27 protein-coding genes are annotated in these 22,587 nt (G+C 66.4%); 14 read left to right on the forward strand and 13 right to left on the reverse strand.

The features are described from left to right. The first annotated feature begins 110 nt into the window (after positions 1–110). Both ACWDXS_RS05850 and ACWDXS_RS05855 read left to right on the forward strand, forming a co-directional pair. Positions 111–392: a hypothetical protein gene (locus ACWDXS_RS05850; protein ID WP_378991678.1), complete on the forward strand. Its 282-nt coding sequence runs from the start codon at positions 111–113 to the stop codon at positions 390–392. 186 nt (positions 393–578) lie between these two features. Then, on the forward strand, positions 579–1,313 hold the full coding sequence (locus tag ACWDXS_RS05855; protein ID WP_449962486.1) for a ferritin-like domain-containing protein: 735 nt from the start codon (positions 579–581) through the stop codon (positions 1,311–1,313). A gap of 1 nt (position 1,314) precedes the next feature. Here ACWDXS_RS05855 and ACWDXS_RS05860 read toward each other — a convergent pair whose 3' ends face one another. Continuing rightward, complete coding sequence (locus tag ACWDXS_RS05860; RefSeq protein ID WP_449962489.1) at positions 1,315–2,487, reverse strand: macrolide family glycosyltransferase; 1,173 nt, start codon at positions 2,485–2,487, stop codon at positions 1,315–1,317. Positions 2,488–2,492: 5 nt separating this feature from the next. Beyond that, the gene (locus ACWDXS_RS05865) at positions 2,493–3,101 is read right to left on the reverse strand and encodes a CatB-related O-acetyltransferase (protein ID WP_449963441.1); all 609 of its coding nucleotides are present in this window, start codon (positions 3,099–3,101) and stop codon (positions 2,493–2,495) included. Between the two features lie 176 nt (positions 3,102–3,277). Between ACWDXS_RS05865 and ACWDXS_RS05870 the strand changes: the two genes are divergently transcribed. Further along, positions 3,278–3,898: a TetR/AcrR family transcriptional regulator gene (locus ACWDXS_RS05870; protein WP_449962492.1), complete on the forward strand. Its 621-nt coding sequence runs from the start codon at positions 3,278–3,280 to the stop codon at positions 3,896–3,898. A gap of 89 nt (positions 3,899–3,987) precedes the next feature. On the opposite strand, the gene ACWDXS_RS05875 is transcribed toward ACWDXS_RS05870, so the two are convergent. Both ACWDXS_RS05875 and ACWDXS_RS05880 read right to left on the reverse strand, forming a co-directional pair. Next, on the reverse strand, positions 3,988–4,632 hold the full coding sequence (locus ACWDXS_RS05875) for a hypothetical protein (protein WP_449962495.1): 645 nt from the start codon (positions 4,630–4,632) through the stop codon (positions 3,988–3,990). Positions 4,633–4,747: 115 nt separating this feature from the next. Continuing rightward, entirely contained in the window at positions 4,748–5,266 is a 519-nt protein-coding gene (locus tag ACWDXS_RS05880; RefSeq protein ID WP_449962497.1) for a pyridoxamine 5'-phosphate oxidase family protein, read from the reverse strand. Positions 5,267–5,542: 276 nt separating this feature from the next. Here ACWDXS_RS05880 and ACWDXS_RS05885 point away from each other — a divergent pair, with 276 nt between their 5' ends. Further along, positions 5,543–6,430: a sterol desaturase family protein gene (locus ACWDXS_RS05885; RefSeq protein WP_449963444.1), complete on the forward strand. Its 888-nt coding sequence runs from the start codon at positions 5,543–5,545 to the stop codon at positions 6,428–6,430. Then, positions 6,427–6,588 carry a hypothetical protein gene (locus tag ACWDXS_RS05890; protein ID WP_387445067.1) on the forward strand — a complete coding sequence of 54 codons (162 nt, stop codon included), beginning with the start codon at positions 6,427–6,429 and terminating at the stop codon, positions 6,586–6,588. The genes ACWDXS_RS05885 and ACWDXS_RS05890 overlap by 4 nt, the downstream gene beginning before the upstream one ends. An 89-nt stretch (positions 6,589–6,677) precedes the next feature. On the opposite strand, the gene ACWDXS_RS05895 is transcribed toward ACWDXS_RS05890, so the two are convergent. Next, on the reverse strand, positions 6,678–7,760 hold the full coding sequence (locus ACWDXS_RS05895; protein WP_449962501.1) for an epoxide hydrolase family protein: 1,083 nt from the start codon (positions 7,758–7,760) through the stop codon (positions 6,678–6,680). Between the two features lie 102 nt (positions 7,761–7,862). Between ACWDXS_RS05895 and ACWDXS_RS05900 the strand changes: the two genes are divergently transcribed. Next, positions 7,863–8,342, forward strand: coding sequence for a MarR family winged helix-turn-helix transcriptional regulator (locus tag ACWDXS_RS05900; RefSeq protein ID WP_449962505.1), 480 nt, complete (start codon positions 7,863–7,865; stop codon positions 8,340–8,342). Between the two features lie 105 nt (positions 8,343–8,447). On the opposite strand, the gene ACWDXS_RS05905 is transcribed toward ACWDXS_RS05900, so the two are convergent. Next, on the reverse strand, positions 8,448–10,169 hold the full coding sequence (locus tag ACWDXS_RS05905) for an N-acyl-D-amino-acid deacylase family protein (RefSeq protein ID WP_449962508.1): 1,722 nt from the start codon (positions 10,167–10,169) through the stop codon (positions 8,448–8,450). A 60-nt stretch (positions 10,170–10,229) separates the two neighbouring features. Between ACWDXS_RS05905 and ACWDXS_RS05910 the strand changes: the two genes are divergently transcribed. Next, entirely contained in the window at positions 10,230–10,817 is a 588-nt protein-coding gene (locus ACWDXS_RS05910; protein WP_449962511.1) for a TetR/AcrR family transcriptional regulator, read from the forward strand. Positions 10,818–10,831: 14 nt separating this feature from the next. Here ACWDXS_RS05910 and ACWDXS_RS05915 read toward each other — a convergent pair whose 3' ends face one another. Beyond that, on the reverse strand, positions 10,832–11,545 hold the full coding sequence (locus ACWDXS_RS05915; protein ID WP_449962513.1) for a class I SAM-dependent methyltransferase: 714 nt from the start codon (positions 11,543–11,545) through the stop codon (positions 10,832–10,834). Between the two features lie 309 nt (positions 11,546–11,854). On the opposite strand from ACWDXS_RS05915, the gene ACWDXS_RS05920 reads away from it, so the two are divergent. After that, the gene (locus ACWDXS_RS05920) at positions 11,855–12,295 is read left to right on the forward strand and encodes a hypothetical protein (protein ID WP_378991663.1); all 441 of its coding nucleotides are present in this window, start codon (positions 11,855–11,857) and stop codon (positions 12,293–12,295) included. Between the two features lie 36 nt (positions 12,296–12,331). Here ACWDXS_RS05920 and ACWDXS_RS05925 read toward each other — a convergent pair whose 3' ends face one another. Beyond that, positions 12,332–13,453, reverse strand: a complete 1,122-nt coding sequence (locus tag ACWDXS_RS05925; protein ID WP_449962516.1) for an acyl-CoA dehydrogenase family protein — start codon at positions 13,451–13,453, stop codon at positions 12,332–12,334. A gap of 117 nt (positions 13,454–13,570) precedes the next feature. Between ACWDXS_RS05925 and ACWDXS_RS05930 the strand changes: the two genes are divergently transcribed. Then, positions 13,571–14,269: a winged helix-turn-helix transcriptional regulator gene (locus ACWDXS_RS05930; protein ID WP_449962519.1), complete on the forward strand. Its 699-nt coding sequence runs from the start codon at positions 13,571–13,573 to the stop codon at positions 14,267–14,269. 18 nt (positions 14,270–14,287) lie between these two features. Here ACWDXS_RS05930 and ACWDXS_RS05935 read toward each other — a convergent pair whose 3' ends face one another. Next, positions 14,288–14,839, reverse strand: coding sequence for a hypothetical protein (locus ACWDXS_RS05935; RefSeq protein WP_449962522.1), 552 nt, complete (start codon positions 14,837–14,839; stop codon positions 14,288–14,290). Between the two features lie 129 nt (positions 14,840–14,968). Here ACWDXS_RS05935 and ACWDXS_RS05940 point away from each other — a divergent pair, with 129 nt between their 5' ends. Together ACWDXS_RS05940 and ACWDXS_RS05945 are read left to right on the forward strand one after the other, a co-directional pair. Then, positions 14,969–15,208: a hypothetical protein gene (locus ACWDXS_RS05940; protein WP_449962525.1), complete on the forward strand. Its 240-nt coding sequence runs from the start codon at positions 14,969–14,971 to the stop codon at positions 15,206–15,208. 76 nt (positions 15,209–15,284) lie between these two features. Then, the gene (locus tag ACWDXS_RS05945; protein ID WP_449962528.1) at positions 15,285–16,487 is read left to right on the forward strand and encodes a site-specific integrase; all 1,203 of its coding nucleotides are present in this window, start codon (positions 15,285–15,287) and stop codon (positions 16,485–16,487) included. A gap of 79 nt (positions 16,488–16,566) precedes the next feature. On the opposite strand, the gene ACWDXS_RS05950 is transcribed toward ACWDXS_RS05945, so the two are convergent. Next, positions 16,567–17,049, reverse strand: coding sequence for a nitroreductase family deazaflavin-dependent oxidoreductase (locus tag ACWDXS_RS05950; RefSeq protein WP_378991654.1), 483 nt, complete (start codon positions 17,047–17,049; stop codon positions 16,567–16,569). Positions 17,050–17,159: 110 nt separating this feature from the next. Between ACWDXS_RS05950 and ACWDXS_RS05955 the strand changes: the two genes are divergently transcribed. From ACWDXS_RS05955 to ACWDXS_RS05965, 3 genes are all read left to right on the forward strand, one after another. Next, the gene (locus ACWDXS_RS05955) at positions 17,160–17,705 is read left to right on the forward strand and encodes a nitroreductase/quinone reductase family protein (protein ID WP_449962531.1); all 546 of its coding nucleotides are present in this window, start codon (positions 17,160–17,162) and stop codon (positions 17,703–17,705) included. Between the two features lie 237 nt (positions 17,706–17,942). Next, positions 17,943–19,265 (forward strand): family 1 glycosylhydrolase, encoded by a 1,323-nt coding sequence (locus ACWDXS_RS05960; RefSeq protein ID WP_449962534.1) that lies wholly within the window; start codon positions 17,943–17,945, stop codon positions 19,263–19,265. 38 nt (positions 19,266–19,303) lie between these two features. Further along, positions 19,304–20,026, forward strand: coding sequence for a TetR/AcrR family transcriptional regulator (locus tag ACWDXS_RS05965; RefSeq protein WP_378652493.1), 723 nt, complete (start codon positions 19,304–19,306; stop codon positions 20,024–20,026). An 18-nt stretch (positions 20,027–20,044) separates the two neighbouring features. On the opposite strand, the gene ACWDXS_RS05970 is transcribed toward ACWDXS_RS05965, so the two are convergent. From ACWDXS_RS05970 to ACWDXS_RS05980, 3 genes are all read right to left on the reverse strand, one after another. Next, positions 20,045–21,043: an AurF N-oxygenase family protein gene (locus ACWDXS_RS05970; protein ID WP_449962538.1), complete on the reverse strand. Its 999-nt coding sequence runs from the start codon at positions 21,041–21,043 to the stop codon at positions 20,045–20,047. Between the two features lie 121 nt (positions 21,044–21,164). Beyond that, positions 21,165–21,758, reverse strand: coding sequence for a hypothetical protein (locus ACWDXS_RS05975; RefSeq protein WP_378991646.1), 594 nt, complete (start codon positions 21,756–21,758; stop codon positions 21,165–21,167). Positions 21,759–21,842: 84 nt separating this feature from the next. After that, entirely contained in the window at positions 21,843–22,583 is a 741-nt protein-coding gene (locus ACWDXS_RS05980) for a TetR/AcrR family transcriptional regulator (RefSeq protein ID WP_449962541.1), read from the reverse strand. Positions 22,584–22,587: the final 4 nt, after the last annotated feature.

The following is a 22,587-nucleotide window of genomic DNA, read 5'->3' on the forward strand; positions in this document are numbered from 1 at the left end:
TCAGGGCAGTCGCCCCGCCCTCAACGGATGGACCGCGCTGCCACGGTGCCGACGGTCGTCCGCCGACTGATCGGCACCGGAATTTCGCCGAATCAACTCCCAGGAGAAAAATGCGTTCTGTCACAGCCGGTGCCGTCGCGGTAGCCGTCGCCGCCACCATCGCCTGCCTCGCCGGGCCGGCCAATGCCGTCGACAACCCCGCGGAGCCCAACGAGATCATCACCATCGACCTCAATCTGCTCGGGTGCTCCATCGGCGCCGGGCTCGGTGGTGAACTCGCCGCCGCGTTCACCGGAGCTACAACGGGCTCGGCCACCGGATCGAGCAGCAGCGTCGACACCGGCTTCGCCTCCCGCCTGCGTGCGGCCGGCTGCTTGCCGTCCTGGAAGTAGCCAGACGAACACCGATGCCGAGTCACCGGGACGCTGGCCTGCTGGTGACTCGGCATCGGTCTCGTACAGGGTCCGCTGGCGGCCGACTCCCGCTTCGGGTACGACTGGAAGCGAGCAGAGGGGGAAGCTGTGCGGGAATCGAAAAGCGCGACATCAGCGATCGGTCACGGGGCAGGTGGGCGAAGAGTGCGTTCCACCGGGGAATGGCTCGCCTACTTCCAGCAGAATGCGCTCCGGCAGCGTGAGATTCCGTGGCAATCGAACGGGGTCGGGGCATCTCCCGCCGAGATGGCGCCCCTTCGCCGGTCGCTGCAGGCCTGGCAGCTCGGCGAAACATCGGATGGACAGCATCTGGCGGCGTCCGCTGACCGATTTGCCACTGCCACCGACGATCCCGCGTATCGCGAGGTCATCGACCTGTTCATCCGTGAGGAGCAACGCCACGGCGCGCTGCTGGGCCGGATCTTGGACGATGCGGGCATCCCACGGCGACACGCTGATTGGGGCGACACACTCTTTCGCAGACTTCGGTACAGCATCACCGATATCGAGGTCTGGACCACCCCCGTGGTCATGGTCGAAGTTCTGGCGATGGTCTATTACAACGCGATCCGTCGGGCTACCGGCTCACCGGTCCTGCGTGCGGTCTGTGCCCAGATCCTCGCCGACGAAGTGCCCCATGTGCGGTTGCAATGTGAGCGACTCGCGGTGCTGCTGCACAACCGCTCCCGCACCCGCTACCGCTGCACCATGCTCGCCCACCGTGTCCTGTTCCTCGCAGTCATGCTCCTGGTGTGGGTCGGTCACCATCGCGCGCTGCGCGCCGGCGGCTACACGTGGACGCACTACCGCCGGGCCGCCTACACCACGATGAACCGAGCATGGCGACGCATGGATCCGCAACGCTACGTCTGGACCTGATTCAGCTCAGCAGCTTTTCGATGAGGTCGGCCGCGCGCATCGTCCCGCCTTCGGCGTGTGCGTCGGCGCGCAGCCGAGCGCAGCGGCGAGCGAGGTCCGGGTCTGTGACCATGTCGTGCAGAGCCTGGCGGAGGTTCGCGGCGGTGGCGTCCGTGGTGTCGATGCGGCGCGCAACGCCCAGTTCCACGAGCCGGTCCGCGTTCATGAATTGCTCGGCGCCCTGGGGCACGGCGATCATCGGGACACCCGCCAGCAGTCCCTCGCCGCAGCCGCCCATGCCGGCGTGGGTGACGAAGGCGTCCGCGCGTTCCAGGATCGCCCGCTGGGGAACCCAGGAGTGCACTTCGACATTGGCGGCGATGTCGCCGAGCTCGCTCGGGTCGGTGTGTTTGCCGATCTGCAGAACGACGTGCCAGCCGGGGAGCTCGCCGAAGGCTTGGAGGCACTGGCGGTAGAACTCGGGTCGGCGGGTGTATGCCGAGCCCAGGGAGATCAGCAGGACCTTCTCGGCGTGGGCGGGGCGGTCCCAGCCCGCTGACGGGCGGGTGTCGAAGCAGGGGCCGACGAAAGTCACTGTGCCGGAATCGACTCGGTCGGCGTGCGGTTGCATCGCTCGGGGAATCAGCGCCAGCGCCTGGTCGGGCACGCCGGAGAAGTCGTCGACATCGGTGGTCGCGGCACCGCAGTCGGCGAGCCAGCGCGCGAATCTCGCCTGGTAGGCGTCGGCGCCCGGCAGCTGCCGCAACGGTGCCGCGACTTCGTGTTCGTAGCCCTTCCACGCCACGAAAGTGGGCGAGAGCTGGATCATGCGGCGGTGTTGGGTTTCGGCGAGGGCGCGTCCGGCGTAGGCGCCGATGTCGTAGAGATAGAGGTCCGCGGGGTCGTGGTCGTAGGCCGCGCGTAGCTGCGGCAGCGCGAGCTGGGCATTGTCGAGGAACAGGTTCATCACCGCGACAGGGTCTTCGGGCCAGGTGTTGTCGGCCACCGGCAGCATCGAGGTGCACGCGATCAGCTCCGCGCCGGCTTCGGTGATCAGGTCCGCGACGGCCGGGTCGTTGGCGTAGGTGACGCGATGGCCCCGAGCCACCAGCTCACGGATCACTTCCAGGCTCGGCAGGACATGGCTGACGATGGGGATGCCGATCATCGCGATATGGGCTGGACGAGAAGGCATTTCGCTCACTTCGAGGATTCGGCGGCGACTTCGAGGTCGTCGATGCTGCCGGACATGATCGTCGGCACGTGTGTGGTGATGTGCTCGGCGGGCCAGTCCCACCACGCGACTGCCAGCAGGCGGGCGATGTCGCGGTCGCCGAAGCGGGTGCGGATCAGGCGGGCGGGATTTCCGCCGACGATGCCGTAGTCGGGGACATCGCCGGTGACGACGGAGCCGGTGCTGATGATGGCGCCGTGGCCGATCCGCACGCCGGGCATCACCGTCGCGCCGTTGCCGAACCAGACGTCGTTGCCCACAACGGTGTCACCTCTCCCCGGCAGGCCGGTGAGCAGGTCGAAGTGGTCCGACCACGAACCGCCCATGGTGGGAAACGGGAAAGTCGACGGGCCGTCCATGCGGTGGTTGGCCCCGTTCATGATGAACCGCGTTCCGGTGCCCAGGGCGCAGAACTTCCCGATGATCAGTTTCTCCGGGCCGTAGTGGTAGAGGACGTTGCGGGTTTCGAAGGTGGTCGGGTCGTCGGGATCGTCGTAGTAGGAGTACTCGCCGACTTCGATGAGCGGTGAGGTGATCAGCGGCTTCAGCAGTACGACTCGCGGCTGCTCGGGCATGGGGTGCAGCACGGTCGGGTCGGCGGGAACAGGCGAGTGATCGTGCTGCACAGCGGAACTCCTTCGGCGCGTGGGCTATCCGGTGGAGGCCGAACACCTACGGCTTCCTAATACGACAACTGTCGCACTAAGCTACGACGGTAGTACTGTCCCGTCAAGCGATCGGATTGCCGACAATGAGATCCGCATCGGATGCTTCCGAACCCGCTTCCCCGGCACGCTCGCGTCCCGGTGGCCGAACCGCCCGCATCCGAACCCAAGTGCTCGACGCCGTCATCGCCGAGCTGTCCGAACACGGCTACGACGCGCTCAGCATGGACGCGGTCGCGGCCCGCGCGAACGTCCACCGCGCCACGGTGTATCGCCGCTGGCACGACGTCGGCGGCCTGCTCGCCGACCTCTTCGACGCGGCGGGCGGCCGGCAATGGCACCCCCGCGACACCGGCTCCCTACGCGGTGACCTCGCCGCACTCAACCACGAGATCCAGGATTCGTTCACCGAGGTGCCCTCGCTCGCGATGGCGCTGATCGCCGCCTCGTTCCGATCCGAGGAAGCCGCCCGAGCACTGCGTCGCCTCTGGGATGACCGCTACACCCAGTCCGAGATCATCGTCGAGCGCGCGATCGGTCGCGGCGAGCTGCCCTCCGAGGTCGACGCACGAGCCCTCCTGATCGCCGCGACCGCACCGATCTACCACCACCTGGTCCTGTTACGCACCCCACCCGGTCCTCATCTGCCCGACCTCGCGGCGACCAGCGCCGCCCTCGCAGCAGACGCGGGCGCATTCACCCGATGACCCCTCCCACCGATCGGGGACGCGGTCACTGCGAGGACGGCGAGGTGGCGCGCGAACGGCTACGGGCGCACCAGCTTCGAGCCCCCGGTCTATACGAGGGTTCCGTGGCCGACGGTGACGTTGCCGTACAGGTTGCGCGCGAAGACCTGGACGGCCTCTCCGTTCCCCGTCGACTGATCGACGGGTTCCATCCGGTTCTGCACACTGCCGTGCAGGGCGTTGACCTCCAGCCGCGCCGCGCTACCCGGCCGGATGCCGACCTCGAGATCGCCCATCGACGTCTCCAGTCGCAGCACCCCTCGCGCGGCCTCGTCGACGCGGATGTTGCCCTTGGCGGTCTTCGCGCTGACCGAACCGCTCGGGCGTTCGACCACGATGTCACCGGCGGACACTTCGAGATCGCACCGGTCGAATTCGCCGACGCCCACCAGTCGACCCATCGCGAGGGTCGCGTCGAGAGCGGAGCCGATCGGCACCTCGACGGTCACCGAGACCGACGGGTTGCCACCGAACGGGGTGAAGGACTTCCATTTCTTCGGAGCCTCGACCGTGAGCGTGCCGTCGGCGAACTCGACCCGAAGCTGTTCGGCGGCACGGACATCAGCCTTGCTGGCGGTATTGACCGGGCGGACCTCGACCACGGTGTCGGCGCGATCGGAGGCAACCACGGTGACGTCACCACAGGGCACATCGACGGCGACGGCGACCGGCTGCGGCGTCTGGAAAGTAGGCATCTGTACTCCTAGGCTACGAAGGTTGTACGTAGATGTATACGTACATTGCGTGCTCTCACTATAAGTAGATGTATACGTATAGCGCAAGCGCGAGTTTTCGCCTGTGCACAGATGATCAGGGAGCGAGCCTCGCGACATCGGGCGCGTAGACCGTCATCCAGCGTGGACGCAGGCGGTAGTAGACCACCTCGTTGTCCCAGTCGAAGGCGTCGCCGCCGTAGAAATCCTGGAAGTACGCCAGCAGCTCCGGCCAGCCCGCGCCGGGCTCACCGCCCAGCGGGTTGAGGATCTCGACCGTGCCGTGGGTGAACACGCCCAAGTTCTCACCGCGCAAGTGCGCGACGCTGGCAGCGGGCCTGGCCGCGAGGTGGCGCGCCTTCGCGGCAGTGCGCGCCGTGCCGAAGTGCCACTGTCCGTGCAGGAAATGTCCGTCTACCGCGCTGATCCGAGGTTCGCCCTTCGCCGTCACGGTGGACAGCGCGAGGATGCACATGCCGGTGAGGGTCTGGGTGAGTTCCGCTGCGGTCAGCGTGTTCTCGGCGTCGATGATCGATCGCAAGTGGGATGTGGCGCCGGTGAGCGAGGCGTCGAGAAGCGCCTGAAGCGCTGCGAGATCTTCTGGAGTTTCACGCAAGGCGGTCCCTTATCTGTGGATGGTGCGGCAACGGACGATTCCCATCCTCGACCACAACCTTGACATCTTGTGTCAGGTTTCCGTCCGATCTTCGCCGCCCGACAGGCAGATCGAGGTTGCCCGGCGAGGGCGTGCATCAACGTCTTCGCGTCGGGGAGTCGGCCGAGGTCCAGCTCCTCGCGACAGTGGCGAGACGACCGTTGGACAGGCGTTGACAGTGAATTTACTATTTTGTAAATTACTCATACGTCAATAAGAGGAGTCGGCTTGCTGTCCGTGTTCTGGGACCACATCAACAACCCTTTGATCTACGCAGTTCCGTTCTTTCTCGTCTTCATCGCCATCGAAGCGCTGAGCCTGCGCCACGCGGACGCCGAGGACACACCGCGGGCCTACTCGCCCATCGACTCGCGCACCAGCATCACGATGGGTTTCGGTGCGATGGGCGCGATGGCACTGTTCAAGCTCGCGACGCTGTTCGTGTTCGTGATCCTCTACGCCGAGCTGGCGCCGTGGAAGTTGCCCACCGGCTCCTGGTGGTACTGGCCGCTGTTGCTGGTGGTCGTCGATATCGCCTGGTACTGCAATCACCGGTTCTCTCACCGTGTCCGCATCGGCTGGGCCGCACATCAGGCACATCACTCGAGTGAGTACTTCAACCTCGGCACCGCCCTACGACAGAAGTGGAACCCCTGGTCGGAGGCGATCTTCTGGGCGCCGCTACCCCTGCTGGGCTTCGCACCGTGGACGATCTATGTGGCCTTCGCCTTCAACCTGATATACCAGTTCTTCACCCACACCGAGACGATCGACAAGATGTGGCGCCCGCTCGAATTCGTGTTCAACACCCCGTCCCACCATCGCGTCCATCACGGCAGCGACCCCGAATACCTGGACCGCAACTACGGCGGCATCCTGATCATCTGGGACCGCATGTTCGGCACCTTCCAGGCGGAACTGCACACTCCCACCTACGGTCTCACCACCCCGGTCGGCACCTACAACGTGCTGCGCCTGCAGTACCACGAGTACGCCAACATCGTCCGCGACGTTCGCCGTGCGAGCCGGTGGCGTGACCGGCTCGGCTACGTCTTCGCGCCGCCCGGGTGGCAGCCGGCTGTGCGGAAACCCGTGGTGGGTGTCGCGAAGAAGCAGGCGGCATGAATTCCGTCGACGCCGCGGCCCTCGTTCTCCGGCTCACCCTCGGCACCGTCGTCCTCGCTCACGGCATCAATCACGCCTGGGGTGACGGCAAGCTGACCGGCACGGCTGGTCGGTTGATCATCTGGTCGGCATCGCGATGGACGGCACAGCGCCGCTGATGATCTCGGTCGTGCTCGGCGTCGTCTCTGCGACGCTGCTGCTCGGTGTGTTCTGGCGGCCCACACTGCGCGACAGCCGCTGAGCGAGGTCAGCCCTCCTTGATGCTGTTCAGGAAGAACTCTCGGATATCGGCTGCGAGCAGGTCGGGAACCTCCATCGCGGCGAAGTGACCGCCTCGGTCGAATTCCGACCAGTGCCTGATGTCGTAGAGCTGCTCGGCCAGCGGGCGCACCGACTGGGTGATGTCATGGGCGAAGACGGCGACGCCCAGAGGCACCGGGCACGGCGCGCTCGCCCTCGCCGATTCGCGGTGTAGCCGTGCCGAGGATGCCGCGGTGGCGGTGAGCCAGTACAGGGAGATGTCGGTGAGCATCCGGTCGTCGCTGATCGGTGAGCGTGGGTCTGTCCATTGCGCGAAACGTTCGGCGATCCAGGCGAGTTGGCCGACGGGCGAGTCGGTGAGCGCGTAGCCGATGGTCTGCGGGGTGGCAGCCTGGAGTGCCTGGTAGGGCGGTCGATTCGCCATCAGCTGTTTGATCTTGCCAAGTCGTGCTTCGTCGGCGTCGGAGAGTTCGACATCCGGGTTCGGCCGCGTCGGCAGGTAGTTCACATGGACACCGACAACGCTGTCCGGCGCCACCGCTGCGAGCGACTGGGAAATACCCGAGCCGAAGTCGCCACCCTGCGCACCGAAACGCTCGTAGCCGAGCCGCCGCATCAACTCGGCCCACGCGCGCGCCACCCGGACGATGTCCCAGCCGCGCTCGTGGGTCGGCCCGGAGAAGCCGTAGCCCGGAATGGACGGGATCACCAGGTGGAAGTCGCGCGACAGTGGTTCGATCACGTCGAGGAATTCCAGGAACGAGCCGGGCCAGCCGTGGGTGAGGATCAGGGCGAGCGCGTCCGGCTTCGGCGAGCGGACATGGACGAAATGGATGTTCTGGCCGTCGATTTCGGTGGTGAAGTGCGCGAGTTCGTTGAGTCTCGCCTCGTGCGCTCGCCAGTCGTAGCCGGTGCGCCAGTATTCGGCGAGTTCCTTCAGCCGCGCCAGCGGGAAGCCGTAGTCCCAGCCGGCGTCGGCGAGCTCGTTGGGCCAGCGGGTGCGGGCGAGGCGGTCGTTGAGGTCGTCGATATCAGCCTGGGGGATGTCGACGCGGAACGGCTCGATCATGGTCTCAACTCCTTCGTCTACCCAACGTTCGGGCGACTAATGTTTGTGTGACCAACGATATCGCGATCGTTGGTCACACAAACGATTTGTTAGAGTTGTCACATGGAACACCCACCCGAGCCGACCCCAGCCAGGTGGAAAAACCTGCCCACCTGGCTACTCACCCAAACAGCGAACCACGCCCACCGCCTGGTCAGCGATGGTTTCGCGGCCGCCGACGCCCGCGGCTACCACTACCGGATCCTGGCCACCCTCGACGAATTCGGCCCAGCCAGCCAAGCCACCCTCGGTCGCCGCAGCGGCATCCACGTCAGCGACATGGTCGCCACCATCAACGAACTCGCCGAACTCGACCTCGTCGACCGCACCCCCGACCCCACCGACCGCCGCCGCAACGTCATCACTCTCACCACCCCGGGCAAACGCCAACTCCGCCGCCTGGAAAAACAACTCGCCCACAGCCAAGAAGAACTCCTCGACCCGCTCTCCCCCGCCGAGCGAGACCAACTGACCGAGCTGCTCTCGAAGCTGCTGGACCACCACGATCAACAAACCGGGAACTCGGACCAGCCGCCGCACTGAATGACCACGGCACGCCAATGATGGACACACGCGCAGTGTCGGTCGAGCAACAGCACTGGTTGCGCCTGGTTCGGTGCGGACAGCCGAGCAGGCCGCGCTGAGCGATTACCTGGCTTGCAGGAACTGCCCGGCGTGCACCCTGGTGCCGAATCCTTCGGCGAAAACACCGTATTCGTAGAGCACGTGCCCGGCCACGATCGTGGCCGCGACGGCGCGGTCGTTGCGGTTGACCATGCGGTCGACCCCGTCGAGGCCGGGCATGGGCGATTCTGCGTAGGCGGCACTGGAACCGTCGAAGCCGGCAGGGTCGATGATCGCGATATCGGCGCGCGACCCGAGGGCCAGGTGTCCGGCGTCGAGCCCGTACCAATCGGCCAACTCACCGGTGAGGCGATGCACCGCGGCCTCGAGGGGCATGAATTTGCGGGTGTGTACCCGCTCGAGCATCCGGACCCCGAAGTTGTAGAAGGCCATATTGCGCAGGTGGGCGCCGGAATCAGCGAACCCGACCTGCACTTGGGCCGATTGCTGGAGTCGATCGAGCACATCGTCGCGGTCATTGGCGATGGTGGTGCGCCAGCGCAGGTCCGTACCGTAGGCCACCGCCAGATCCAGCAGCGCGTCGACCGGGGAGACGCCCCGCTCGACGGCGACCGAACCGAACGACTTTCCCACCACCGAGGCGTCCGGGCAGGCCACGATCTCGGCGTCGTGCAGGTCGCGATGCCATACCTTGAAGCCGCTCGCCGTCATCTCCTCGCGGAAGCGCTCTCGGAAGGTTTCATCGTCCAGCAGTTCGCCGCGAGCGATGACCTCACGAATGTTCAACGCCGCCGCACCGGAACCGAATTCCTCGAATACGACCACGTCGATACCGTCGGCATAGACCTCGAACGGGACCGGTAGGTGCTGCCAGCGGAACCCGTCACCGCCGAGTGTGTTGACGATCTTCGCCGCGGCGATCGCCATGCGTACCACGGTGCGGTCGGCCTTGACGTCGGCGGCACTGATGATGGTGGTCTTGAGCGGCTTGCGCTTTCGGCCCATGCTCTGGGCGAAGTAGCGCGCCATCTCCGAGCGTTTGGCGAGATTGGGTGTGCTCTGATGGATCCGGCCACGCGCGCGCAGCAGCGCGTTGAGCGCACCGAATTCGCGCCAACTGGCATAGGTCGAGGGCAGCAACCGTGCCGGCCAGCGGGTCCCCTCCAGCTTGGAGAACGAGCTGCGGATCGTGGAAAGACCGACGAATCCGGCATCGAGGGCGGCGGTCAGCATGGCTTTCATCCGTGCCAGCTCGGCGTCGGTGGGGACGACACCCGGCGAGGTCGCGCGATCCAAACCCATGACCGCGGCACGGATGTCGGAGTGCCCGAGAAATCCGGCGATATTGCAACCGAGCGGTAGTGCGTTGATGGCATCGACGTAGGACTGGGGATCGGTCCAGGTCTTGTGCTCCTTGACCGCGGAATGCACTGCGTCCCAGGGCAGTGCCTCGACGCGGGCGAACAGGTCGGCGCAGTCGTCGGCGTCGGCGTAGACAGTCGAGAGCGAGCAATTGCCGAGCACGACCGAGGTGACTCCGTGCCGCACGCTCTCACCCAGGCCCGGCGATCCCAGGACCTCGGCGTCGTAGTGGGTGTGTACATCGAGCATGCCGGGGATCACCCATTTGCCGGTGGCGTCGATCTCGCGCTCGGCAGTCGCCGACTCGATGGTCCCGAGCGCGACGACCTTGCCTTCACGCACGCCGATATCAGTGCGAACGGGTGCCGACCCCGCACCGTCGAACACGGTGCCGTTGCGGATGACGAGCGAATAGTGCGACATCAGAACCCCTCGATACTGGCGAGTATTGAAATTTCGATACTGGCGAGTATCGTCAGCGTGGTGACCACAGTCAACCCCCGAATCCGCACTCCTCGCGCCGAAGTACGGGAACGAGTCCTGACCGCGGCCCTGTCCGAGTTCGCAGGCAAAGGGTTCGTCGGCACCACGATCGACGCGATCGCCGACGTCGCCGGATTCACCAAGGGCGCCGTCTACTCCAACTTCGGCTCCAAAGACGACTTGTTCTTCGCGCTGCTCGACCAGCAGATCAGTCGACGGATCGAGGCGGTCACCGCGCTGGCCGACGCCGCGGCCACTCGCCCCACGATCACAGCGATCGGCGATCTGCTGATGCAGGGCATGATCGACAACCGCGACTGGCAGCTGCTGTTCACCGAATACTGGCTGCGCGCGCTCCGAGACGAGTCCGTCCGCGAGAGATTCGTACAGCACCGTCGTATCGTCCGCGCCGCGATCGCGGCGGCGGTCGAGCGCTTGGATCTCGGAACCGAGATCGACCCCGCCACGACCGCGGTCCTGGTGCTGGCACTCAACAGCGGGCTCTCGATAGAGGAATTCACCGAACCCGGTGTCGTGCCCGCAGACCTGTTCGGCACTGTCCTGCAAGCCGTCACAGCACAGCGATGACATGAGCCGACCGACTACCTCGGCACCTGGCAGACCAGCATCTCGTTGGCGCCCGTCTGAAATTCGTAGTCGACCTTCGTGATTCGGCTGCTGATACCTGATTCGGCAAGATCGGCGAGCAACTTCTCGAGCTGCGGGTAGCGCTCCGACGAACCGATGGGAGTCAGGGGGAACAGCCGGATCTCGGTGGTGGCGACGCGTGCGAGTTCCATGATGGATTGGTGATGGAAGGTGTAGTCGAGGTCGTCGGCGTAGCTGAAGAGCAGATGGGAGCTCAGGGCCAGGTCGAAGGTGTTGTCAGCGAACGGGAGTGTGGGCAGGCGGCCTGGGATGTAGTGGTGGGGGGAGGTGCGGGTGTGGGTGGCGAAGTGTTGTGCCGACTCGCGGCGGGCGCGGTGGTGTTCGTCGGGGTCGGCGAAGAAGGTCCAGCGGTAGGCGTCGGCATGCTCGCGGACGTATCTGTTGCCGCGGTCGGCTTCGGCGACCGCGGTGGCGGCCACTCGGTCGAGACCATCGTCGAAATAGGCTACGTCGCAGGCGGTGACATCACCGCCGCGTCGACTGACCTCGGCGGCGAAGCCGGCCGCCCCACCCGGGCAGTCCAGAATTCGGCGCCCGAGATCGTCGTCGGTGAGCGCGAACATCGCCCGGTACTCGTGCAGGGAGCGCGAGCTGACGAGGATCTCGCCGAACCCTCCGGTCCCCGTAGACGCGTCGTTGTCGATCATGGTCGTCCTTCCGTTCCAGGGCCGCCCGTGGGGCCGGAACAGATGTCGTCACGACAGATCTGGCCACCCTCGGGGCGGCCGCGCACAACTCGGTCAGCCGCTAGGTCAGCGGCCACCACTGTTGCGCGAACATCATCACCCGGTGATTGAACCACGTGGAAGTTCGCTCGAGTAGGAGATTTTCACCGCTGTAGCGGATCATGTGGCGGTGAATCAAGATCGATTGAGGGTCAGGGCGACGGAATTCGCCGGCACACTCGAGGTCCGGATGCTGGTGTGGCGTCCGGTCGTGATGATCTGCGGTCTGACATGAATCCGACCGAGCTCGCAGCGGATCTGGATGAGCGACAGTTCGCCCGGTACGAATGTCCCTGCTGCGAAGAGCCGATCGAGCGCACCTGGAACATGGTCACCCGCGACGGAATCGCCTACGCGGCGTACTTCGCCAACAGCTACCACCACACCGACCAGGCCCATGACACCTGGATCGACGTCATCCTGGGAACCTGGGATACCGAATCCGCAGACGATCATGTGACTTTCGGTTGTCGCGTCGGCCCGGTCCAGAGCAACCCGTACCCGGCGGCGACCCTGGTCCAGGCTTGCTTGGACGGATCCGCCGACGACGTCCACGGCGTGGTGCTCTCGCGCGCGGACGGCTTGGTCCACCCCCGCCTCCCGGAGTTCTGGGACGTCGTCGACTTCGTCTTGGCCAACGACCCGACCGTCACCGCACACCTGTACCAGTAGACAAGGGGTCATCCGGTGTGGATGACCCCTCGCCGCTCAGCCGAGGGGACTGTGCCCCAGCAGAACTCGGCCGCTGAAGCGAGTCTGCTTCGCGCGAGGCAGTGGGTGGAATTGGCAGCCGTGGATGTCACGGTAGAGGCGTTCGAGGTCGCAGGCGCGGGAATAGCCTGCGCCGCCGGTGGTTTCGATCGCCAGGCGGACGGTGGTGATGAGCGCGTCGGCCGCGACGGTCTTGCGGCTGAGGGTGCGGGCGGCGTAGGCATCGGTGTTGGGGAAGCTCAAGTTCTCCGAGGCGGTGAACATGGCGGTGACGAGGTCCTCGGCGGTGGTGTAGGCGTTGAGCATCTCACCCGCCGACTGGACCGTGTGGGCGTCGGAACGGCCTTCCAGCAGACGCGCGGTGAGCTCGACAGCAGCGTCCGCGACACCGAGATAGGCGGCCAGCACCAGCGGAAGCGCCGCACCGATCACCACATTCAGCACCGGCGGCCACGGACCCGCCGGGCGAGTCATCGAGATCGCGGCATCGGGCACGAACACCTCGTCGAGCACGACCGTGTGCGACCCACTCGCCCGCAAACCGAACGAATCCCAGGTCTTGTCGATGCTCACGCCCACGGCGGCCAACGGGATCGCGAAATGCAGCACCTCACCGTCGCAGCGGACACTGGTGACGAGCACATCGCCCACCTCACACCCACTCGCGGGCGCCTTACGCGCACTCACCCGATACCCACCCTCGACGCGCACCGCCTGCCCGTTGGAATCGACCCAATCCGAGGCGCCCGTACTGACCAGAATCGCACCGCCGGCCACCTTCGCGAACACCGCCGAAGCGTCCACCCCATGGTTGTGCCGCCACACCTGCGCGGCCACCAGGTGTGAGTGCATCGCGAACGCGACCGCCGTCGACGGATCGTGCCTGCCGAGTTCGCGCAGGATCTCCCCCATCTCCCGATGAGAGGCGCCCCCACCGCCGAACTCGACCGGCACGAGCGCCGCGGACAGTCCGCTCGCTCGCAATCGATCGAACGCGGCGACAGAGATTTCGCCGGTGCGGTCCCGCTCAGGGACCTCGAGACGCAAGGTTTCACCGATCTCGCGGGCCACCGATACCCGGTCGGTGCTGGACGTGGTGTCAGAAATTGTGGAAGTCATGTTTCGAAGTTAGAAAGCGCCGCGATAACCAGATAGTCCAGAAAGTGGACTCTCCCGGTCCAGAAAGTGGACCCCGTCGGTGCGACGGAGGAGCAATTGCCGACCGCTGAGGTGCCCATGACAATCACGACCGCAGGCTATGGCCAGTACTGTCCGATCTCGCGTGCTCTCGACGTGCTCGGCGAACGCTGGTCGTTGCTCATCCTCCGCGACCTGTTCCTCGGCACAACCCGCTTCAACGACCTCGCCCGCGGCCTGCCGGGCCTGTCGCGCAGCCTGCTCGCCAAACGCCTGCGCCAGTTCGAACGGGCCGGACTCATCGAGAAACTCGGCACCGAACACCTGCTCACCGAAGCAGGCAGCCAGCTCGAGCCCATTCTGTTCGGCCTCGGCGAATGGGGCGCACGCTGGACCTTCGGCGCGCCACAGGAGGAAGAACTCGACGCCGCCCTGCTCGTGTGGTGGATGCACACACGCGTCGACACCTCCATGCTGCCGGGCCGACGGCAGGTGCTGCACGTCCGGTTCACCGACGACGTTCGTCGCTTCTGGATCGTGGTCGAAGGCGCGGTGCCCTCGGTATGTGAGACCGATCCGGGCTATCCCGTCGACGTCACGATCAGCGCGGATGTCGCCGGGCTCTACGAAGTGTGGTTGGGGCGCATGCCGCTCACCCACGCGCAACGCACCGGGCGGATCACCTTCACCGGCCCGCCCGCGCTGACCCGCCGCATGCCCGCGGTGTTGCGGTTGAGTCCGGTGGCCGGATATGTCGCGGCAACTGCGCGCCCCGATCCGCAGGCACGCGCGTCATGAGCCGAAAGGTCTTGCCGTTCAGGTGGATCCGGCTCGCCCGGCGATGCTCATCGCCCAGCGGTACAGCTCTACCGGATCTCCCAGCGTCGCCTGCGATTCAGGCCGCACGAGGACGCCGTTCGCCGCTGACAGCAAGTCGTACAGGCCCAGATAGACCCACTCCCACAGCATGCTGTCGAAGTTGTAGGACATCATCGCCCGTTCGACGCGCCCACGGATCTCGGCGATCTCCTTCGGCTCCAGTCCCACCCCGTGCAACCGTGCTTCGGTCGCCCGCTGGTCCTCGGCATCGAACCAGGTGTCGAGGAACGGCTCGAGCAGATCAGCCCAGATATCGAGACGTCGATGGATCGCGATCGCGTTGCGTCGGCAGAAATCGTCCAGCCCGCGACGATGCTCAGCGTGCACGAACAGCGTCTCACCGGTGACGGTGCGCAGATATGGGCGTATCGCGCCCGGATCGGCTTCGCTGATCGCGGATACCGCGATCACGCCGTCGGGATACACCGACGCGCCCGCGAAAGGGTAGTCGACGAACCGGATTTCCGTGTCGGCGATGACCACCTGCATCGGTCCATGATGTCGGCCGGCGCGGGCTCCGACCGGGTGTCATGAACTATATGGAACAAAACGTGGCGGTAATCACTACTTGCCACGTCATGTTGGCAGCCGCCGTAATCAAAACGTTAGGATTCGACCATGGTGCGTACCGGAGCAGTAACCTCAGAGCCGTACGAACCGAATGTACCTCTGCCCCAACAGCATCCGGCCCGTCTCGAACTGGTCAGCGAAGCTCCCGAGACTGCCTCGGCGCCTGACCGGGAGGTCGACGACCACTTCCCGCGCCTGGGCGACACCAGCTTCCTCACCGGCGCGGCCCGCCACCGCCTCGCGGCCTACATCCACACCCAGCTCGCCGAACTCGAAGAGATGCCGTGACCGCACGCCGATGACATAAGCTGCGACACCGGCAACCATCGGCGGCAGAGGCGATTCACGCGGAGGAGTGGCGAGCTTGAGCGACGCATCGGTGGTGCTTCCCGAGCAGGTCCGCACCGAATTGCGCCGCGGAGTGCGCAGCGTCCTCGTCGACACCGCAGCCCTGCGCCTGGTCCGCGAACGCTTCGACGACACCCAGGCAGGCGCACTGCGCCGCTACCTCGAAGCGTCCCAATCGGCGAACACGTTGCGCGCTTACCGGACCGACTGGATCGCCTGGGCAGGTTGGTGCGCGGCCGAACACCGACAGGCCCTGCCCGCCGACCCACTCGACGTAGCCGTCTACCTGGCCGCCTCCGCCGACGCCCGACGCGAAAACGGCACATGGGCGTTCAGCCCGGCCACCCTGGATCGCAAGTCCGCCGCCATCGCCGCAGTCCACGCCGCCAACGGACTCCCCTCACCGACCCGCTCCGACGTCGTGCGACTCACCCTGCGCGGCATCCGCCGCACCCGTCGCACCCCGCCGACCCGGAAACGACCGGTCCTGCTGCACACCCTCGACCAACTTCTCGCCGAACTCCCCGCACCCGCCTGGCCCACTGAGCCCGCGCGCCGGCGAGACGGTCTGGCGTTGCTGGTCGGCTTCGCCGGCGCACTGCGACGCAGCGAACTCGCGGGCCTGCGCATCAGCGACGTACACGTACGCACCGACCACACCACCGGCGAACCGCTGCTCGTCGTGCACCTGCCGACAACCAAGACCGACCCGACCGGCGTCGCCGAACAGCGCATCGCCCTACCCCGCGGCAAACACCCACGCACCTGCCCGATCTGCGCGTTCGCCGACTGGGTCCGCCTGCTGGAAGTCCACGCCGACACCGGCGACGAGGGCACACGATCCTGGACGGCGAACAACCTCGCCGCCGACCCCGCGATCCATCGCTGCCACGGCTTCACCGGCACCCGGCTCAGCACCGACACCGACCGCGCGCTGTTCCCCACCATCAACCGGCACGGCTCGATCGGCGACACCGCGCTGTCCGGCCGGGCCGTGGCCGAACTGGTCAAGCGCTACGCGGCTCGCGCGGGCCTCGACCCCGACCTGTTCTCCGGGCATTCCCTGCGCGCGGGCTTCGCCACCCAGGCCGCCCTCGGCGGCGCCAGCGACCGCGAGATCATGCGCCAGGGCCGCTGGGCCAACCCCCGCACCGTCCACGGCTACATCCGCACCGCGAATCCGCTCGAAGACAACGCCGTCACCAAACTCGGCCTCTGAACCAGCCCGTGCGGCGACAATCGGCCGTCAGTGCCGCAAACGCGATCGAAGCTCGCGAGCCACCGACAATGCCCTCTGATCAGACGATCCGGTCGAGTCGGAAGATGCGGAACTCGCGACCTCCCGAGCGCTGGAACTCCATCTCGTAGCCCGGCCAGAATTCCACGGCCTGGTCCCACACCCGCTTACGCTCGACACCGGCGATCTCGGTGACCGACACCGGGAACGCGGAGCTGCCGTCGAAGCGCGCCGATGCCGTGCGGGCCGCGCGCAGGTTCGCCGACCAGGCCGGATGCTCCGGCTTGCCCCAGTTCGAGCCAACCAGATAGAAGCCGTCGCCGTCGGGCACACACAGCAGCGAGGTGGTGCGCGGCTGTCCCGACTTGCGCCCGACCACCGTGATCTCGATCGACGGGAGCCCGGCCAGATCGAGCACACCCCACCGACCGCCGCTGAGCCTGCGCAACAGCCGCTCGGTCGGCAGAACAACGCCGGCGCCACGCATCACCCAGGGCTGCGACGCGAACACGCGCGCAAAGCCCGGCAAGGGATTCCAAACCATCCCCGAATCCTGGCTCGAGCGAACCCGGTTCGCCCACTCACGACGGTGTGCTGAGAGCCAACTCACTCGGTGCGCTGGACGGCCGATCGCCGCAGGCGGACCATAGGGGCATGGACGAGGCCCGAAACGAAGCCCGGCGCATCGCGGCGCAGGCCGAAATCGGCAAACACGGGCGGCTCGTTCGCGGCCCTCGCGACGGCAAGCTGCTCAGCGCGGGCATGCTGCCGTTCTTCCGCCTCCGCACACCGCGTGGGTACGGGATTCTGACCACCACGGGGCGCAAGTCCGGTCTTGCTCGCCCGAAGTGCGTCCGGATCCTGCGCGACGGCGATCGCGCGTACCTGGTCCAGTTGATGCCGCCGCACGTGACGGTTGAGCAGCCCGGCGCGGTCAATTCCTGGCTGCTCAACGTCCGCGCCGATCCGCACGTCACCGTGAAGCTGCCCGACGGAACCCACAGCGGGATTGCCAGGGAGATCACCGACCCGGCCGAACTCGCCACCGCGCGCGCTCTGCTGTGCGACACCGTCGTGCTGGTCGACTTCGGCGAATGCACGCTTCACCTACGCGGTATGCCCTCACGGGCAAAGATCCGGCGGCTGCACGAGTACTGGTTCGACACCGGTCGTGCTGTAGCCGTCGACCTCGCGGTCTAACGGAAGCCCCGCCCCTGTCTGTGCTGGTGAGTACGCTTTTTCGTTCGGACATGTTGTGAATTGAGTGATGTTTGGGGCCGTAACGAGGTGATACATATGTAGATGCGCATATCTACGTAACCACATGTAATTGTTGTGACAAGTTCCGGGCCCGCCGCTCCGCCTCAATTCCCCGCACTGTTCCCCTCGATGTCGCACACTGATCTCACTCCCCTCCCCTAGCCCGCCAGGAGTGCCATGCCCTCCCCCAGTGGTCGACGCATCCTCGCTACGTTCGCTGTGGCCGCTTCGGCCCTGCTCACAACCGGCCCCTCCCCCGCTCTCGCCCGACCACCCGCACCGGCTCACCTGGCGCCCCTCGGACCCGAATTCCTGTGGGGCGTGGCAGCTTCCGGCTTTCAGGCCGAAGGTGATGCGCCGGACAGCAATTGGCGCCGCTATGTCGAATCGGGGAGCACGGCCGACCCCTACCTGAACTCGGTGGACTTCCGCGCTCGATACCGCTCCGACATCGCCCTTGCCGCGAAACTCGGTGTGCGGGTGTACCGCATCGGCATCGAGTGGGCCCGGGTTCAACCGCAACCCGGAATCTGGGACGACGCGGCGCTCGCGTTCTACGACGATGTCATCGCGGCCATCACCGAGGCCGGAATGCGGCCGATGCTGACCCTCGACCACTGGGTGTACCCGGGCTGGGCAGCCGACCGCGGCGGCTGGCGCGATCCGGAGATCGTGGCGAACTGGCTGTCCAACGCCCGCCGCGTCGTCGACCGGTACGCCGGCACCGACCCGTTGTGGGTGACGTTCAACGAGCCCACGTTCTATCTGGTCAACGATCTGCGACACGGCGGCATCGGCGCGGCCGACGTACTGACGATGGGTGAACGAATCACCCAGGCCCACAACAGCATCTACGACTACATCCACGCCGTACACCCCGGCGCTCAGGTGACCAGCAACGTCGCCTACATCCCCAGCGTCGACGACGCGGTCAGCGGACCCCTGCTCGACCGGATCTCCGCCCGCCTGGACTACATCGGCATCGACTATTACTACGGCTTCTCCCCCGCACAGCTACAAGTCCCCGATCCCGACCGTCTCTGGACGATTCCGCTGCAACCCGAAGGCATCTACTACGCGCTCGACCACTACGCGCGGAAGTTCCCCGGCCGCCCGCTCTACATCGTCGAAAACGGCATCCCCACCGAGAACGGCCGCCCGCGCGCCGACGGCTACACCCGCGCGGATTCGCTCCGCGACACCGTCTACTGGTTGCAGCGCGCCGTCGCCGACGGCATCCCGGTGATGGGCTACAACTACTGGAGCCTGACCGACAACTACGAATGGGGCTCCTACACACCACGTTTCGGCCTTTACACCGTCGACGTGCTCACCGACCCGACGCTGACCCGCACACCGACCGACGCGGTCGCGGCCTACCGGGCGATCACCACGACGGGTGGCGTCGGCCCCGACTACCGGCCGACCCGCCCCGTCGCTGCATGCTCGCTCGTCGACGGACTCGCCAGTTGCACCGATCCGGTGTCGGTCCCCCGGTAGGGGTTTGAAGCGTCAACGTTTGCTCTACACTCGGGCGGGTGTCGAGCACAGCGTCACGCCCCTCCAGCGCCGTGAGCGGCAGGCAAGCCCGATGGCAGCCGCACAACGACAGCCGCCGGGAGCGGATCGTGCTGGCCGCGGTCGAGCTGATCGAACAGGCGCCCGCCGGCGTCGAGGTGCCGATCATCCAGATCGCCGAGCACGCGGGGCTCGCGAAATCGGTGGTCTACCGGCAGTTCGCCGGTCGCGACGAGCTGGATCGCCGGATCAGGAGCGAGATCGCCGACCGTTTCGTCGCCGACATCGAGGACGCGCTCGACATCGCCGAGGGCTCCATCCACGAAATCCTGGTGCGCACGATCGGCGGCGTCGTCACCTGGATCCAGGATCACCCCCGATTACACGAGTTCCTGCGGACCGGGCCGTCGGAGGCCGATCCCGATATCGACGCGATGAGCGCGCTGATCGCCACCATCGCGGGGTCGACCCGGGCTCTGGTCACCGGCCTGGCCGGGGTGGTCGGCGTGACCGACGAAGCCTCGGCCGACACGATGACCTTCGCCATCGTGTCGATGACCGAGGCCACCGTCACCCGCTGGGCCAACGACCCCGAGCCCGCGCTCACCAGGGATCAGCTCATCGAGGAAGTCGCCTCCTACGCCTGGCACGTGGTCGACGGCGTCGCCCGCCGCCACGGCCTGAACCTCGATCCCGATCAGCAACTCACCGAGATCATCACCCAACTCGTCGCCGGCAACTGAATCGCCGCCACGATCCGCTCAGGCGACGCGCCGCGCGCTGCGTTCGGGCTCGCTGCGGTAGCGCGATGCGGGACCGTCGATACCGAACTTGCGCCACAGCCACTTGGCGGTCGGGTTCATCAGACCGAGGTCACTGGCCAGTTTGCGCATATCGCCGAAGTAGCCCGACAGGATCTGCTGGGAATGCTCCGACTTCCAGAACGCCTGCTCGATGACCTCGCGCGGAATGTCGAACTCGCGCTCGAACGACCGCGGCGGCGCCATGATCTCGTTGGCCAGCCAGCGCATCGCGATCGGGAAGGCCACCGAGCAGACGCCGCGATTGAACTTGCCCATCCGCCCGATGTGCGCGGTGAGGAAGTCACCGGCGAAGGAGATGTGACGCGCTTCCTCGGCGATATGGATCTCCATGGTGCGCAACACCATCGGCGGCATCGTCGCGCCCGCGCGGATGACGGCCTTCTGATAGTGATCGATCGGTTCCTCGCCGCCGAGGATGCCGATGAACAGGATCGTGTGGGCGTAGCCGCCCGCCACACCGATCAGCGGCGACAACGCGCGAAACATCGGCCGCATGCCGGGCACGTCGACGTCGATGCGGTTGACCAGCTCCTGGAACATCTGGATGTGGTTGCACTCTTCGGTCATCTCGTGCAAGCAGTACCGGAACTCGGGCGACCCGTTCGGCAGCTTCATGATGTATTGCATCATGCCGCGGATCAGGATGCTCTCGAAGGCGGCGCCGACCTTGATCGAATTGGCTGTGCGCCATTTGCCGATCTCGATGCGCCGGTCCAGCGGTTGATCGCGGTACCACTGCGTAGCGCCGAGCGGGTCGATCTCCGGCGAGAGGACCCACCGCACGTCGTTCGGGTCAAGGGCGAGCTCGGGTGAATCCCAGTCGATATCGAGGTAGGGATCGAAATGACGGTCGACAGAACCCTGTGACAGGGTTGCCAGCGCCTCTCGGTACTCCTCGGTGATGGGTCCGCCACGGCTCGATTCGGTCAGCGTCATCGGTGCCTCCTCGGTTCGCGTCCGGCGCGCACGGCACTGTTATCGCCGTCACACCGTTCCCCGAGAATAACTGAGACCGTCAGTCCCACACAACCCTGGCGCGATAACGTTTTCTCCCCGCCTACTCGACGAGCAGCACCACCAATTGACGAGCCAGCTCGACATCACCGGGACCACCGAGCCAGATCAGTGGGCGACGTTGATCGAGATGGTCCAGCGCTTCGGGCAGGGATACGAAGACGCGATCGGCGCGCACGACGCAGACCTGGGGCACGGACTCCGAGACAGCGGGTCCACCATCGACATCGAGTGCCAGCGAACCGGTCGAGGCGTCGCCTGCCACCGCATCGCGAACCACCGCGTCACCGGACTCGACCGAATCCGAACCGCTGTGCACGACCTGATGACCCGGCGCGCCGGCCCAGTGATCCAGCCACGCCGGGCCCGGCTCGACCGCGGCGAGCACTGTCTGCACGCTCATGCCGTAGAGGACGTCGGCGACCGCGGCGGGCAGGCCCGCTACATCGACGGTGCGCACCAGCGATCCGTACTCGCGCAATCGGTCGACGAACCGCTCGAGCACCTCGGCCCGCTCGGTCGGATCCACGATCGCGTGCCTGCCCGCGGATCGACGCATGGGTACCCGGCGCTCGTCCTCGGGCAGGTCGAGCAGCCCGTCACGGACTCGGCGCAAGATCTCCTCGCGAGAATTCACTCGGGCACTCTCCTTCGTTGGCGACGCCGATGTCGCCGTTCACACATTCCCTCTCCCCACATACCGCGGGAACTCTTCAATTCGCTACCGTACCGACCGGTCCACATGATCCGGGCGCGGCACGACGAAGCCCAGCAGAAGCAGAAGCTGGTCGATGTTCAGGTCGAAGATCTCCGCCCGATCAGCGAAGGTGTCGCGCCCGTACATGTCGAACACGTCGAAGTTCACGGCACCGAAGAGCGTGGTCCACGCGGTGAGGGCGGACGCGATCACCCGATCGGGGGCGGCGAGGCCGAACTGCTCGCGGATCGTCGCGAAATCGGCAGCCGTCCGCGGAGAGATCGCGGGCTCGAGCACGGGGCCGTTGAGCTGACCCAGTCGGTAGGCACCGTCGACGATGCCCAGCAGAATCTCGATCACGCGCACGCCCGGCGCTTCCGTGTCGGCCGCCGGTGCGGCATAGCCGGGGACGGGGGTACCGAAGAGCAGGCCGTACCAGGCGGGTTCGGCCAACGCCCACTCCCGTACCGCTCGCGCGACGACCCGGAATCGGGTCGCGGGGTCGTCGGGTGCGTCGAGCAGGGCCGCGTCCACCGCGTCGCCGAGTGCGTTGTAGCCGTCGACCACCAGCATGGTCAGCAGTTCTTCGCGGCTGCGGACATACCGGTACACCGCCGACGACACCACGCCCAGATCGCGGGCAACCGCGCGCAACGACAACGCCGCCGCACCCTGCGTGGCCAGATGCTCGCGGCCGATGCGTTTGATGTCGGCGATCGTCTGCGCGCGGGCCAGTGCGCGCGGACCCGGCTGGTCGGAGCTCATCGTC

Source organism: Nocardia sp. NPDC003183 (genome assembly GCF_053590715.1).